Source organism: Cupriavidus sp. CuC1 (genome assembly GCF_044627735.1).
Taxonomy (GTDB): Bacteria; Pseudomonadota; Gammaproteobacteria; order Burkholderiales; family Burkholderiaceae; genus Cupriavidus; species Cupriavidus ulmosensis.
The window spans coordinates 1-14,290 of record NZ_JBIUHC010000213.1; the positions used below are offsets into that span (position 1 = coordinate 1).

The 14,290-nt window shown below is 65.2% G+C and carries 12 protein-coding genes; all 12 read right to left on the bottom strand.

Features of this window, described 5'->3' with window-relative positions:
- Positions 1-167: 167 nt before the first annotated feature.
- Positions 168-1,373: an O-succinylhomoserine sulfhydrylase gene (locus tag ACGLHR_RS46520; RefSeq protein ID WP_400102553.1), complete on the bottom strand. Its 1,206-nt coding sequence runs from the start codon at positions 1,371-1,373 to the stop codon at positions 168-170.
- A gap of 417 nt (positions 1,374-1,790) precedes the next feature.
- Positions 1,791-3,326: an amidophosphoribosyltransferase gene (purF, locus tag ACGLHR_RS46525; protein WP_267603806.1), complete on the bottom strand. Its 1,536-nt coding sequence runs from the start codon at positions 3,324-3,326 to the stop codon at positions 1,791-1,793.
- A 103-nt stretch (positions 3,327-3,429) separates the two neighbouring features.
- Entirely contained in the window at positions 3,430-3,927 is a 498-nt protein-coding gene (locus ACGLHR_RS46530; RefSeq protein ID WP_318231426.1) for a CvpA family protein, read from the bottom strand.
- Positions 3,928-3,996: 69 nt separating this feature from the next.
- Positions 3,997-4,743, bottom strand: a complete 747-nt coding sequence (locus tag ACGLHR_RS46535) for an SPOR domain-containing protein (protein WP_318231427.1) — start codon at positions 4,741-4,743, stop codon at positions 3,997-3,999.
- Between the two features lie 110 nt (positions 4,744-4,853).
- The gene (folC, locus tag ACGLHR_RS46540) at positions 4,854-6,164 is read right to left on the bottom strand and encodes a bifunctional tetrahydrofolate synthase/dihydrofolate synthase (protein WP_400102554.1); all 1,311 of its coding nucleotides are present in this window, start codon (positions 6,162-6,164) and stop codon (positions 4,854-4,856) included.
- Between the two features lie 821 nt (positions 6,165-6,985).
- The gene (gene accD / locus ACGLHR_RS46545; RefSeq protein WP_043347984.1) at positions 6,986-7,858 is read right to left on the bottom strand and encodes an acetyl-CoA carboxylase, carboxyltransferase subunit beta; all 873 of its coding nucleotides are present in this window, start codon (positions 7,856-7,858) and stop codon (positions 6,986-6,988) included.
- Positions 7,859-8,040: 182 nt separating this feature from the next.
- Positions 8,041-8,838, bottom strand: coding sequence for a tryptophan synthase subunit alpha (gene trpA, locus ACGLHR_RS46550; protein WP_267603809.1), 798 nt, complete (start codon positions 8,836-8,838; stop codon positions 8,041-8,043).
- A gap of 2 nt (positions 8,839-8,840) precedes the next feature.
- A complete protein-coding gene (locus tag ACGLHR_RS46555) occupies positions 8,841-9,755 on the bottom strand; it encodes a DNA-methyltransferase (RefSeq protein WP_400102555.1) in 915 nt (304 codons plus the stop codon).
- The gene (gene trpB / locus ACGLHR_RS46560; RefSeq protein ID WP_267603811.1) at positions 9,755-10,948 is read right to left on the bottom strand and encodes a tryptophan synthase subunit beta; all 1,194 of its coding nucleotides are present in this window, start codon (positions 10,946-10,948) and stop codon (positions 9,755-9,757) included. The genes ACGLHR_RS46555 and trpB overlap by 1 nt, the downstream gene beginning before the upstream one ends.
- 128 nt (positions 10,949-11,076) lie before the next feature.
- Positions 11,077-11,778, bottom strand: a complete 702-nt coding sequence (locus ACGLHR_RS46565; protein ID WP_318238067.1) for a phosphoribosylanthranilate isomerase — start codon at positions 11,776-11,778, stop codon at positions 11,077-11,079.
- Complete coding sequence (gene truA / locus ACGLHR_RS46570; RefSeq protein WP_400102556.1) at positions 11,762-12,586, bottom strand: tRNA pseudouridine(38-40) synthase TruA; 825 nt, start codon at positions 12,584-12,586, stop codon at positions 11,762-11,764. The genes ACGLHR_RS46565 and truA overlap by 17 nt, the downstream gene beginning before the upstream one ends.
- A 236-nt stretch (positions 12,587-12,822) precedes the next feature.
- Positions 12,823-14,290 (bottom strand): FimV/HubP family polar landmark protein (locus ACGLHR_RS46575; protein ID WP_400102557.1); only part of this gene is annotated, 1,468 nt, incomplete at its 5' end.

Consider the following 14,290-nt stretch of genomic DNA (forward strand, 5'->3'; position numbering starts at 1 on the left):
TCATTGGGCGGACCTCTGTAATGCGGTAACCAACCCGCGGATATCAGCGTGATCCACCGTCGAGACTTACTGCTACGCCGCCCTCAGGAAATTGGGGGAGAAACAACATGAAACTGTCAAACTGAACCAAACCAATCTCGATTGACAGGGGGAGTCATATCAGCTATTTAGCCCTGCAGGCCGCGCAGCAAGTCCGCCTTCAGGTCCGCCACCGATTCCAGGCCAACCGCCAGGCGGATCAGCCCTTCGCTGATGCCCGCGGCCGCCTTGGCTTCCGGGCTGACGCGTCCATGCGTGGTGGTGTACGGATGGGTCACGGTGGTGCGCGTGTCGCCCAGGTTGCCGGTGATCGAGCACACGCGGGTGTTGTCGATCACGCGCCAGGCATTGGCGCGCTGCTGCTCCGGCGTATCCCCCTTGAGTTCGAACGACACGATGGCGCCGCCGCCGCTTTGCTGGCGCTGGGCCACCTCGTACTGCGGGTGGGACTGCAGCGCCGGGTGATACACGCGGGCCACGGCCGGATGCGACTCCAGGAACTCGGCCAGTGCCAGCGCGCTCGCGCTGTGGCGCTCCATGCGGATCGCCAGCGTTTCCATGCCCTTGAGCAGCACCCAGGCGTTGAACGCGGACAACGTCGGCCCGGCCGTGCGCACGAAGGGGAAGACCTTGCCCATGATGAAATCATGCGAGCCCACCACCGCGCCGCCCAGCACGCGGCCCTGCCCGTCGATATGCTTGGTGGCCGAGTGGACCACGATGTCGGCGCCGAACTTCATCGGCTGCTGCAACGCCGGCGAACAGAAGCAGTTATCCACCACCAGCAGCGCGCCGGCGTTGTGGGCAATGTCAGCCACCGCGGCGATGTCGGCCACTTCGGTGAGCGGGTTCGAGGGCGTTTCCAGGAAGAACAGCTTGGTGTTCGGCTTGACCGCCGCGCGCCAGGCCGCCAGGTCGGTGCCATCGACAAAAGTGGTCTCCACGCCGAACTTGGCGAAGATGTTGGAGAACAGCGTCATGGTCGAGCCGAAGATGGCGCGCGAGCTGACCAGGTGGTCGCCAGCCTGCATCGACGACATCACGATCGACATGATCGCGCTCATCCCGGATGCGGTTGCCATGCACGCCTCGGCGCCTTCCAGCGCGGCCAGGCGGCTCTGGAACATCGCCACGGTGGGATTGGTGAAGCGCGAGTACGTAAAGCCCGACTCCGAATTGGCGAAGCGCTCCGCGGCCTCGGCAGCGCTGTTGAAGCAGAAGCTGGAGGTCAGGTACATCGCCTCCGAGTGCTCCATGAACTCGCTGCGCATGGTGCCGGCGCGCACGCCAAGCGTATCGATGCCGAGGGAGTCGAGGGGAAGCGGTTCGTTCATGATGGGGGAGGCGGTGGTACCCGCGCGGTTATCCGTGTAAGTGGTGGTAGCCAGGCTGCCCGCTGGCGGCAGCAACAAAAAAGCCCGTGCGATCATTGGCCGGGGGCCGAATCGACGGGCTGCTTGTGTTCGTTGGGATAGGCCCCGCGCTGCGGCGGGAATCCGGCTTGCCATCGTGCCTGTGGTGCGCACAACCGGGAAGCCGGCGTTCCGCTTTAGCTGTTTCGGGCAATTTCCCTGTGACGGGCAATTTCCTGTTCCGGGAGCAACGATCTACAAAAACGATCAACATACCGCTCCGGCAGGACCCGCGTCCGCAAGCTGACAATCAAATCGACGCCCGGCAATGTTACGGCCGGGCCTCGCTTTTCGTCAACTCCGCCGCGGTGATCGCGGCTGTTGCGGGCATGCGCCGTCTTACTCGTTACCGCCCGAACGCTGCAAGTGCAGTTGCGAGCGCTCGCCATCGCCAAGGCCACCGGTGCCATCGCGATCGGCCTGGCTGCGCGCGGTTTCCAGGCGCTCCAGGTAGGCTTCGTCGATATCGCCCGTAACGTAACGGCCATCGAAGCACGAGGCGTCGAAGTCGTTGAGTTTCGGGTTGATGTCGCGCACGGCCTGCTTCATGGCTTCGACGTCCTGGTAGACCAGCTTGTCGGCGCCGATGATGCGGGCAATTTCTTCATCCGTGCGACCGTAGGCAACCAGCTCGCTGCGGGTGGGCATATCGATGCCGTACACGTTGGGGAACTTCACCGGCGGCGCGGCCGAGGCAAAGATCACCTTGTTGGCGCCGGCTTCGCGCGCCATCTGCACGATCTCGAAGGACGTGGTGCCGCGCACGATGGAATCGTCCACGATCAGCACGTTCTTGCCCTTGAACTCCACGCCCATGGCATTGAGCTTCTGGCGCACCGACTTCTTGCGCACCGCCTGGCCGGGCATGATGAAGGTGCGGCCGATATAGCGGTTCTTGAAGAAGCCCTCGCGGTAGTTCACGCCCAGCTTGTTGGCCACCTGCATGGCGGCCGGACGGCTGGAGTCGGGGATCGGCATCACCACGTCGATGTCGCCGGCGGAGACTTCGCGGCGGATCTTCTCGGCCAGGTAATCGCCCATGCGCAGGCGCGCGTCGTACACGGGCACGCCGTCGATGCACGAATCCGGGCGGGCCAGGTAGACGTACTCGAAGATGCACGGCGTGAGCACCGGGTTATCGGCGCATTGCTGGGTGTAGAGCTTGCCGTCGAGGTCGATGAAGATGGCCTCGCCGGGCGCCACGTCGCGCTCGAGCTTGTAGCCGATGCCTTCGAGCGCCACCGACTCCGACGCCACCATCCATTCCTTGCCGGTCGGCGTTTCCACGCTGCCCAGGCACAACGGACGGATGCCGAACGGATCGCGCACGGCCAGCATGCCGTAGCCGGCGATCTGCGCGGCGATGGCGTACGAGCCACGCACGCGGCGGTGCATGCCCGCCACGGCCCTGAAGATCGTGGGCGGGTCCAGCGCCAGGCCGCTGCTGGCGCGCTGCAGCTCGTCGGCCAGCACGTTGAGCAGCACTTCGGTGTCGGAGTGCGTGTTGATGTGGCGGCGATCGCGGCTGAACAGCTCCTCGTGCAACTGCTTCCAGTTGGTCAGGTTGCCGTTGTGGGCCAGGATCACGCCGTAGGGCGCATTGACGTAGAACGGTTGGGCTTCTTCCTCGCTCGAGGCCGAACCGGCGGTGGGGTAACGCACCTGGCCGATGCCGGCGGCTCCAGGCAGGCCGCGCATATTGCGCGTGCGAAACACGTCGCGCACCAGGCCGTTGGCCTTGTGCATGTGGAAGGTGCTGCCATTTGCGGTAGCGATGCCGGCTGCATCCTGTCCGCGGTGTTGCAACAGCAGCAGGCTGTCGTAAATCAATTGGTTAACGGGCGTGGATGAAACCACACCGACGATACCGCACATGCCAAGCTCCCAGGAAAGGCGTTTGAATCAGGGGGCGGCCCCGCCCTGCAGGGAGGAGCCCGCGTACTACCGGCCAGGCGAGTCCGCCCGGCTTCATGTCATGTCATGTCTTGACGTACTTGGCGACTTCGGGAGGCAGCCAGGGCCGCAGCGACTCCATCGCCTGCATCACGTAGGGCCGGGACAGCGCATCGCGCCAGAATGCCTCCTCGGGCAGCTTGGTGAACCCGGCCAGGGTCACCACGAACATCACCACCAGCGCGCCGCGCAACAGCCCGAACACCAGCCCGAGGCCACGATCGGCAGGCTTGAGCCCGGTACTCTCCAGCAACTGGCCCAGCACCGTGCCGGCCAGTGCGGCGGCGATCACGGTGCCGATGAAGATCACCGCGAAGCCCAGTGCGCTGCGCGCCAGCTGACCACCGGGCACCGATTCGGGAATCCAGCCAGCCGCGGTGCCCGCGAAATGGTAGGCCACCAGAAACGCCACCACCCAGCCGATCAGCGAGAGCACTTCCCGCACCAGTCCGCGCAGCACGCCGATCAGGCCCGAGGCGATAAGGATGAAAACAACGCTGTAATCGAAAAAAGTCGGCTGCATGCGTAATACGGTGTCCCGGTGCGGCGGCTGGGCGGTGGGTCTGATGGGTCAACCAGCCCGCGCCGGGCTTTATTGTTCGACCACCTTGGCGGTCAGGCCCACGGCGCGCACCCGCTTCTCGGCGGCGTCAGCCGCGTCGCGATCCGAAAAAGGGCCGGCACGCAGCAGCACACGCTCGCCGTCGGCCAACACCTTCTTCTCGATATAGGCAGGCACCTTGCCTGCCTTGAGCTTGCCCAGCCAGCTCTTGGCCTTCTCCTCCGAGGAGAAAGCGCCGATCAGCACAAGGAACTTGCCGCTGCCCGGCTTGGCTGCGGCGGCGGCCGGCTTGTCGGCGATCTTCTCGGTGGGCGCAGCCGCAGCGGCTGTCGCTGCAACGGCGGCTGCGGCAGGCTTGGCCGCGGCCGAATCGGCGACCAGTTCCTCGCCGGCATCGAGCGCCTGGCTATCGAGCTTGGACTGCGGCGCGGGCGGCAACGGATCCGCCTTGCGGGCATCTGGCTTCACCTTGCCGGCAGCGCCGCCCGGGCCACCATCGATCTTGACGGAGATATTGTCGTTGACCGGCCTTGGCTGGGTCTCGAAGACGATCGGCAGCACGATAACGGCAGCCGCCATCAGCACCACGGCGCCGATCAGGCGCCGGCGCGCCCGCTGCTTTTGCGGAAACTCCGGGTCGAGCGTGTCGTCCGCGTACTCCTCGGCCAGGCGCCGCGACGAAGCGATGCCTGCACCCGGATCCGAACGCGAGCGGCGCCCGCGCTCCGGTGCCGGGGCGTTGCCCTTGCGGGAAGAAAACAGCGAAAGCAGGCCCATAGATTGGTTCGGTGCGACGGCCGCAAAACCGGCCGTTGAAATTGTCGCTCAGATTGCGCGGCGATTTGCCCCGGTGTTAGCCCCGGATAACTGCCCGGCGGCCGCGCGACTCAATTTGCCCGGGTGGCGCGATATGCCATCACGCCCGCCACGGTGTAGAACGATCCGAAGACCAGAATTCTATCATCCTCGGTCGCTCTGCCGAGGGCATCCCGGTAAGCCGCCTCCGGGCTGGCAAAGCAGGCCGCGGTAGCGTCAGGCCCGGGATGAAAACCGCCCTCTTCCAGCTTCTCCAGCAAATCCGCCGCGCTGGCCGCGCGCGGCGTCGGCAGGTCGGCCAGGCACCAGTGGTCGACCTTGTCGGCCAGATGGCGCAGCACGCCGGCGATGTCCTTATCCTCCATCGCGCCGAACACCGCGTAGGTGTAGCGGAAGAACCCCATGTTGTCGAGGTTCTGGCCAAGCGTGGCAGCCGCATGCGGGTTATGCGCCACATCCAGGATCACAGTCGGGCGTCCCGGCATGACCTGGAAGCGTCCCGGCAATTCCACGAAGGCCAGCCCGTTGCGCACTTCCTGGGCACTGACCGGCAGCCGCGGGCGCATTGCCTGCAGCGCGGCCAGCGCGGCCGAGGCGTTGAGCAACTGGTTGGCGCCGCGCAGCGCCGGGTAGCCCAGCCCGTTGAGCTTGCGCTCGCGGCTGCTCCAGTCCCACTGCTGGCGCTCCTGGCCCTTGGAAGCCTGCTGATGGAAGTCCCGGCCCACCAGCCAGAGATCTGCGCCGATGGCTTCGGCGTGATCGATCACCGACTGCGGCGGCATCGGATCCGCCACGATGGCCGGCACGCCCGGGCGGAAGATCCCCGCCTTCTCGTAGCCGATCTTCTCGCGCGTATCGCCCAGGTAACTCGTATGGTCGATGTCCACGCTGGTCACGATGGCGCAATCGGTATCGATCACGTTCACCGCATCCAGCCGGCCGCCCAGCCCCACTTCCAGGATCATGGCATCCAGCCCCGCCGCGGCGAAGGCATGGATGATGGCCAGCGTGGTGAACTCGAAATACGTCAGGCTCACCGGATCCGCGAAGCTCGTGCGCGCCCGCTCCACCGCCTCGAAATGCGGCAACAGCTGCGCGTCCGTGGCGAACTCGCCATTGATGCGCGCACGCTCGTTGAACGCCATCAGGTGCGGCGAAGTATGGCAACCCACCTTGTAGCCCGCCTCAAGCAGGATGCGCTCCAGCATGGCGCAGGTGGAACCCTTGCCGTTGGTTCCGCCAACGGTGAACACCACCGCATCGATGCGCAGCCCCAGGGCCTCCTTGACGCGAGTGATGCGCGCCAGGCCCATGTCGATGCCGACCGGATGGGCGGTTTCGAGATGGGTGAGCCATTCGGGAAGGGAGGGGAAGATAGGCATGATTGGGGGGACGGGATTGAATCGGGGGTCTGGCTTATTGGAGCCGGTTTTGAGGTAAGTGGTTCTTTCGCGGGGCGGAATTGATTGGATTGGCTTGGCTTGGCTTGGGGTGGATATTGGGGTGGGTTGGATTAAGGCAAGCGCCTTCGGTCAAGGTCAACTGCGACTGCAACTGCAAAATCAGCTTCAAATTCAACGGCTTAACGTCAAAAGCAACTGCAATTTCACCTCCCCTTCGGGGAGGCGACCTACTTTTTTGTCTTGCCAAAAAAGTAGCCAAAAGGCGCGCCGGATGGGGCGACACCCCCTTGGGATTTGACGAAAAGAGCGGCCGGGACCCAAACTCGCATCGCCTTAAGGCGAAACTCAGACATGGGTCCCTCTTTTCCGCTCTTTTCGTCAAATCCCAAGGCGCCCCATACGGCCTAGGTAAACCTTGACGGCTCGCTGCGCATCGCGCGTAGGTGTTTCCCGCCTGACTGGCGGGAAACACAGCCGAACCAGCGCGAGAGCGATGTCCTCAAATCACCATGCGGTGTAGCCGTGATTTCCGCCCCCAGGCGGCAATCACCCGCCCGCGATGCGAAGCGAGCCGTCAAGGTTTTCATCTCCCGTTATGGGGCGCCTTCTTTGCCTACTTTCTTGGCGAGACAAGAAAGTAGGTCGCCTCCCCGCAGGGGAGGTGAAACTGCCTTTGACTTTGAAGTGGCAGTTAAGCCGTTGCAGTTGCAGTTGCAGTTAAACACCCCACCCCCACCCCATAAAGCGAAAAAGCGCGAACATCCCAGTCCGCGCCTAATCACCCTCAACCAACCCAACCCTCAAGCCACAGCATCCGCCGGCTGCTTCTGCAGCAAAGCCAGCAACTGCGCCAGCTCATCCCGCAACTTGCGACGATCGACAATCATATCGATCGCGCCCTTCTGCAACAGGAACTCAGCCCGCTGGAACCCCTCAGGCAGCTTCTCGCGCACGGTCTGCTCGATCACGCGAGGACCAGCAAAGCCAATCAGCGCCTTGGGCTCGGCGATCACGACATCGCCCAGGAACGCAAAGCTGGCGGAAACCCCACCCATGGTCGGATCGGTCAACACGCTGATGAACGGCAGCTTGGCATTCGACAGCTGGTTCAGCATGGACGTGGTCTTGGCCATCTGCAGCAGCGACAGCAGGCTTTCCTGCATGCGCGCGCCGCCCGTGGCGGTAATGCAGATAAACGGCACCTTCTGCTCCAGCGCCGCCTGGGCGCCACGCACAAAGCGCTCGCCCACCACCGAGCCCATCGAGCCGCCCATGAATTCGAACTCGAAGCAGCTCACCACCACCGGAATGGTGTGGATGGCGCCGCCGATCACGACCATGGCATCGGTCTCGCCGGTGTCGTCCATGGCAGCCTTGATGCGGTCCGGGTACTTCTTGGTGTCCTTGAACTTCAGCGCGTCGACCGGCAGGATCTCCTGGCCGATCTCATAGCGGCCTTCGGCGTCCAGCAGCCCGTCGAGGCGGGCGCGGGCGCGGATGCGCATATGGTGGTCGCACTTGGGGCAGACGTGGAGGTTGGCCTCGACGTCAGTCCGGTACAACACGGACTCGCACGACGGGCACTTGACCCACAGCCCTTCCGGAATGCCCTTGCGGGTGGAGGGGTCGGTCTGTTGAATCTTGGGAGGGAGGAGTTTATCCAACCAGCTCATGAAAGGCTCCTTTCGGCACATGCGCGGAACATGTCAGGCCGCGAATTTACCATGCCTGCGGCCCGCAGTCCCCCTTCTGCCGGGGCGATGCGCATGTTGCGGCACAACGGCCGTCAAAAACAGTGTTTTTTGCTGCGCTCACCGCCCGTGCACCAACACGAGCGGCGCCGCTTCAATCACATTCAGGCGTCGAGGGCCTGGCGAATTTCCGCGATGAACGACTGCAGCGATTGTACCGCCTGGTCGCGCGGCGCATCTTCCAGCAATTGCACCAGGCGGCTGCCGATCACCACGGCATCGGCCACGCTGCCGATCGTGCGCGCGGTCTGCGCGTCGCGGATGCCAAAGCCCACGCCGACCGGCAGGTTGGCGTGGCGCTTGATCAGCGGAATGCGCGCGGCCACGCTGTCGAGGTCGATCGTGGCCGAGCCGGTCACGCCCTTGAGCGACACGTAGTACAGGTAGCCGCTAGCCAGCTTGGCCACGGCTTCGATGCGATCGTCGGTGGAGGTGGGCGCCAGCAGGAAGATCGGGTCCATCTGGTTGGCGCGCATCTGCGCGGCAAAGGACTCGCACTCCTCGGGCGGGTAGTCGACCACCAGCACGCCGTCGACACCGGCCGCGCGCGCGGCCTTGGCGAACGTTTCCTCGCCCATGCGCTCGATCGGGTTGGCGTAGCCCATCAGCACCACCGGCGTGGTGGCGTTGGTCTGGCGGAACTCGGCCACCCAGGCCAGCACTTTGGTCAGCGTCACGCCATTGGCGAGCGCGCGCTCGGAGGCGCGCTGGATCACCGGGCCATCGGCCATCGGGTCGGAGAACGGCACGCCAAGCTCGATCACGTCGGCACCACCCGCCACCAGTGCATGCATCAGCGCGACGGTCAGGCCGGGCTCGGGATCGCCGGCGGTGATGAACGGAATCAGGCCCTTCTTGTTCTGCGCGGCCAGCGCCGCGAAAGTCGATTTGATTCGGGACATGGTCATTGGGCGAGAGTAGGCAACGGCGTGGACGAGGCAGCCATCAGGGGCTCATCGTTCGCGGCTGCGATGTTCAGGGTAGCGGGCGCGGCCTGCGGCGAGTTGATGCATGCCGCGACGCGTTCGCGCGCCACGTCGACATAGTCGGGATTCATCTCGAAGCCGACGAAGCGGCGCCCGTGCAGCGCGCAGGCTACGGCTGTGGTGCCGCTGCCGGTAAAGGGATCGAGCACCAGCCCGCCGGGCGGGCAGCTGGCCAGCACCATGCGTTGCACGATATGCAGCGGCTTCTGGGTCGGGTGATTGGCACGCTCCGGATCCTGCCGGTGGATGCGCGGCACGCTCCACAGGTCCTTCGGGTTGTAGCCAACCTCCAGCCACTTCTTGCCCTCGAAGCGCGGACGGCTGCGCGCCTTCTTGGTCTCGGCGTCGTACGGCACGCGCACCGGGTCGAGATCGAAGTAGTAGTCGCGGGCCCGGGCAAAAAAGCCGATGTTGTCGTGCACCGAGGAATACTTGCGCGTGGTGCCGCCCATGCTCGGTACGCGCCGGTCCCAGATGATCTCGTTGATCATGGTCAGGCGCTGCTTGAGCATCACGAACAGCTCCGGCGAGTATTGCCAGGTGCAGAACAGGTAGAGCGAGGCGCGCGGCGCCAGCTTGGGCACCACCGCATCGATCCAGCTCGCTGACCAATCCAGGTAAGCGTCGCCGGACAGGCGGTCGGAGTCGTTGCCGTAGTCCTTGCCCAAGCCATAGGGCGGATCGGCCACGATCAGGTCAATGGAGCCGTCGGCAATGCGCTTGATGCCTTCCAGCACGTCTTCCTGGTAGAGCGTCAGTTGCGGTGCCGCGACTGGCGCGGGCGCGGACGGGGCGCCGCCTTCAGCGGCGCCCGGCGGAAGGAAATCGCGCATCAGAGGGTCAGCCCCGAACGCTCGGCCACGGTATGCATGTCCTTGTCACCACGGCCTGACAGGTTCACCAGCAGCAACTTGTCCTTGGGCAGCGTGGGCGCCAGCTTGCAGGCGTAGGCGATGGCGTGGCTGGATTCCAGCGCCGGGATGATGCCTTCGATGCGGCAACAGTCGTGGAAGGCCTTGAGCGCTTCCTCATCGGTGATGGGGACATACTCGGCGCGGCCGATATCCTTGAGCCATGCGTGCTCGGGGCCAACGCCGGGATAGTCCAGGCCGGCGGAGATCGAATGGGTCTCGATGATCTGGCCGTTGGCATCCTGCAGCAGGTAGGTGCGGTTGCCGTGCAGCACGCCCGGCGAGCCGCCGATCAGCGCGGCGGCGTGGCGGCCGGTTTCCAGGCCGTCGCCAGCGGCTTCCACGCCGATCAGGCGCACGTCCTTGTCCTCGATGTACGGATAGAAGATGCCCATGGCATTGGAGCCCCCGCCCACGCACGCGATCACGGCATCGGGCTGGCGGCCGGTCATCTCCGGCATCTGCACCTTGGCTTCTTCGCCGATCACGCACTGGAAATCGCGCACCATCATCGGGTAAGGATGCGGGCCGGCCACGGTGCCGATGATATAGAAAGTGTTCTCGACATTGGTGACCCAGTCGCGCATGGCTTCATTGAGCGCATCCTTGAGGGTCTTGGAGCCGCTTTCCACCGGCACCACGGTCGCGCCCAGCAGCTTCATGCGGTAGACGTTGGCGGCCTGGCGCTTGACGTCCTCCGAGCCCATGTAGACCACGCACTCCATGCCAAAGCGCGCGGCGATGGTGGCGGTGGCCACGCCGTGCTGGCCGGCGCCGGTCTCGGCGATCACGCGCGGCTTGCCCATGCGCTTGGCCAGCAGTGCCTGGCCGATCACGTTATTGATCTTGTGGGCGCCGGTGTGGTTGAGGTCTTCGCGCTTGAGATAGATCTGCGCGCCGCCGAGCATCTCGCTCCAGCGCTGAGCGTGATAGATCGGCGAGGGGCGACCGACGAAATGCTTCAGCTCGCGGCGGTATTCCGCGTCGAACTCCGGATCCTTCTGGAAGTGCGCATAGGCTTCGCGCAGCTCGTCCAGCGCGTGCACCAGGGTCTCGGAAACAAAGGAACCACCATAGGGGCCGAAATGGCCACGGGAATCGGGCAGGTCGTACATGAGTCAGCTCTTCTGAACAGGGCCCTTGCCGGTCTGGCAGGGGCTCGATGACGTTAGGGTCGTGCGCGGTACAGGCGCGGAGATTGCGCGGAATATGTGGGGGGCCGAAGCCCGATGGGCAACCAGCCCTACCCGGCATCCGCGCTGCGCACCGCGCGCACGAAAGCGGCAATCCTGGCGTGGTCTTTCACGCCTTTGGCAGCCTCAACGCCGCTGCTTACATCGACAGCGTAGGGCCGCACGCGCTCAATCGCGCCAGCGACGTTTTGCGCGTTCAACCCACCACTCAAAACGATCCGAGGAGCGGCGCTTGCGATCGGGTTGTGGGTGGGCGGAAGCCATGCCGGGGGTATCAGGGTCCAGTCGAAGACGTGCCCGCCACCGCCGTAGCCTTCGACGAAGGCATCAAGCAGCAAGGCAGCGGCATCACGATACAGATTTGCGAATTCTACCAAATCAAGGCTGGGCTGCACGCGTGCCGCGCGCAGAAACGGCAACCGGCAGCGCTGGGCCACCAGGGAGCAGTCCTCGGGGCTCTCGTCGCCATGCAATTGCAGTAGCGTAAGCGGCACCCGCTCCACCACATGGGCAATGTGCTCTGCCTCGGCATTGACGAACAGGCCGACCACCGACACGAACGGGCCGGCGGCTTCCGCCAGCGCAGCGGCACGTGCCACCTCGACAAAGCGCGGGCTGCCCGGATAGAACACCAGGCCGATCGCGTCGGCGCCGGCATCGACCGCGGCGCGGACATCTTCCTCGCGCGTCAGCCCGCAGATCTTGACGCGGGTGCGGTGCGGCGCGCTGCCCGCTTCAGGCAACTGGGTCATTGGCAAACACTCCATGGAACAGGCTGGCGGCCGTGTCGGCGGCCGGGATCTGGTACTGCTCAGGATACTTCACTCCGGCCAGGTAAAGGCCGTCGGGCATGAAGGTGGGCGCTGCCTTGGCGCGGCTACGCCCGGCCAGCACCTCGGCCAGCCACTCCGGCGGGTTGCGTCCCCGCCCTACCGCCACCAGGCAACCCATCAGGTTGCGCACCATGTGGTGCAGGAAGGCGCTGGCGCGAAAACGCACGAACAGCCAGTCGCCGTCGGCCTTCAAGGTGATGTCGTACATGGTCTTGACGGGCGACTTCGCCTGGCACTCGGCGGCGCGAAAGGCCGAGAAATCGTGCTCGCCGAGCAGGCAGCCCGCGGCCGCGCGCATGGCGTCGATGTCCAGGCTCTTGCCCGGTGGCAGCATCAGGTAGCCAGCCCTGCCGTGCACCAGCGGCACACGGTGCGGGCCGGTGTAGAGCGCGTAGTAATACATGCGCTCGAAGGCCAGGAAACGTGCATGGAAGCCGTCGTCCACCGGTTTGGCCCATTGCAGCGAGATGCTGGGCGGCAGGAAGGCGTTGACGCCGCGCACCCAGGAAAACGGTTCCCGCGACAGGTCGGTGTCGATGTGGATCACCTGGCCGAGCGCATGCACGCCTGTGTCGGTGCGGCCAGCCACCGTGGTCATCACGCGGCTGCCGGCGAACTGCTCGACGGCGTCCTCGAGCCGGTCCTGCACCGTATTGCGGTGCGGTTGCGACTGCCAGCCGGAGAAGGCGGCGCCGTCATAGTGGAGGCCGAGGGCAATGCGGGTCATGGGGCGGAAATTGACGATAAAACGGAAGCTAGCGAAAACGGCGCGGCGCCAACGAAAAAACGCCCGATGGCCGGCTCGCAAAAAGCAAATGCGCCGGGAGCCACGCTCCCGGCGCATTGGTGGCGAGCTGCCGGGCGCACTGCTTGCGCACAGCCCGACATTCTACAGCTTGCTTGTCAGCTCACCGGCCAGGCCGCCGGTTAAGCCCCCGTTTAAGCCACCGTTTAAGCCACCAGTTATGCCACGTCACGCAGCAAAGTCTTGGCTTCCGTCAGCAGCGGATCCTGCGACTGGTCCACCACTTCCTGCAGCAGCTCCCGCGCCCCTTCCTTGTCGCCGATCTCGATATAGGCGCGGGCCAGATCGAACTTGATCTGCATGTCGCGGCCACCATCCACAGAGTCGGCCGACAACGTGCTCGGCGAGATGCCACGCGCCGTGTCCAGCCCGCTTTCCGCGCTCACGCGGGACAGGTCGATCGGTTCGGACAGCTTGCCGTCGCGCAGCATGGTCGGCGCCGGCAGGGAAGAGCTGAACAAGGAACGGGCCTCTTCATGCACTTGTGCCGGGCTATCGGCACGCGCGCCGGCATGGCCCGCCGGATTGAGGTCCAGCGAGATGGCGGACATGTCGAAGTCGAGCGGACGGCTACGCGTAGGCGTATCCAGCGCCGGCACGTCGTCATGAGCGCCGATGCCATGGGTCTCGGGCAGGTCCAGGCCAAGGCCATCGTCCAGGCGCGTGGCAAGCGCCGAAGGCACCGCCTCGCCGCTGCCGAACACGCGCGAGGCGGACTCGGGCGCGGTGATCGGCGCACCGGCTGCCGGCGCGGGGAACCCATCCAGCGGCAGCGCAAAGTCTGCCAGGTCCGCCAGCGGGGTTTCCCGCGGCGCCGCCAGATCTTGCGACGGATCGTGGGTGCGCCACTGATCGGCCGGCAAGGTGGTAGTGTCGCCAGACGCCACGTCAGGCGCCACGCTCAAATACAAGGCATTGCTCGGGTCGAGGCTACGCCCCATCTCCGTTGCCTGTGCCCACTCCGCCCCGTGTCCTCCAGTCTGGGCGAACATTTCTTCTGCAATCACGCGAAAACCTTCCACATCCTGACGAGTGTTGTAAATCTCCATGAGCTTCAGGCGAATCGCCTGGCGCTCAGGGTTTTGCTGCAGGGCTTCGCGCAGGATTTCCTCGGCCTGCACATCGCGCCCGTAGGCGATATAGACATCGGCCTCGGCGATCGGATCGACCTCATTGGCTTCCGCTACATTGTTGCCAATGCGGAAATCCGCTCCGAACACGCTGTGCTGCGAGGTGTCGACGCTCTGCCCGCCCGCGGCGCCGAACAGCGAATTGCCGCCGGCCATGACGGTGCTTTCCTGCGACAGGACGCTGTCCCCGAAGGCCGCGCCGTCGCTGGTCTTCTGTTGCTGGCGCCGGCGATAGATCGCGTAGCCGCCCAGCAGGGCAATCAGCAGTCCGCCGCCTGGCAGCAGCATCGGATTGGCCAGCAGGTCTTCGATGAAGGACGGCTGGGCCACCGGCGTGGGCTGCGTCACGAGCGGCGGGCGCTTGGCGGCAGGCGTGGAAGCAGCAGCAGGCTTGGCGGCGCCAGCAACGGTAGCGTCCGCGGCATTCGCGCCGGCGCCAGTGGTGGCCGCAGGCGCCGAAGCCGGGGATGCGGCGGCGAGCGGCGCCGCAGCAGCC

Coding starts and splice junctions, on each gene's coding strand:
- purF (WP_267603806.1), bottom strand. CDS start 3,326: ATGTGCGGTATCGTCGGTGTGGTTTCATCCACGCCCGTTAACCAATTG.
- ACGLHR_RS46520 (WP_400102553.1), bottom strand. CDS start 1,373: ATGAACGAACCGCTTCCCCTCGACTCCCTCGGCATCGATACGCTTGGC.
- trpB (WP_267603811.1), bottom strand. CDS start 10,948: ATGTACGACCTGCCCGATTCCCGTGGCCATTTCGGCCCCTATGGTGGT.
- ACGLHR_RS46565 (WP_318238067.1), bottom strand. CDS start 11,778: ATGACCCAGTTGCCTGAAGCGGGCAGCGCGCCGCACCGCACCCGCGTC.
- ACGLHR_RS46530 (WP_318231426.1), bottom strand. CDS start 3,927: ATGCAGCCGACTTTTTTCGATTACAGCGTTGTTTTCATCCTTATCGCC.
- truA (WP_400102556.1), bottom strand. CDS start 12,586: ATGACCCGCATTGCCCTCGGCCTCCACTATGACGGCGCCGCCTTCTCC.
- folC (WP_400102554.1), bottom strand. CDS start 6,164: ATGCCTATCTTCCCCTCCCTTCCCGAATGGCTCACCCATCTCGAAACC.
- accD (WP_043347984.1), bottom strand. CDS start 7,858: ATGAGCTGGTTGGATAAACTCCTCCCTCCCAAGATTCAACAGACCGAC.
- ACGLHR_RS46555 (WP_400102555.1), bottom strand. CDS start 9,755: ATGCGCGATTTCCTTCCGCCGGGCGCCGCTGAAGGCGGCGCCCCGTCC.
- ACGLHR_RS46535 (WP_318231427.1), bottom strand. CDS start 4,743: ATGGGCCTGCTTTCGCTGTTTTCTTCCCGCAAGGGCAACGCCCCGGCA.
- trpA (WP_267603809.1), bottom strand. CDS start 8,838: ATGTCCCGAATCAAATCGACTTTCGCGGCGCTGGCCGCGCAGAACAAG.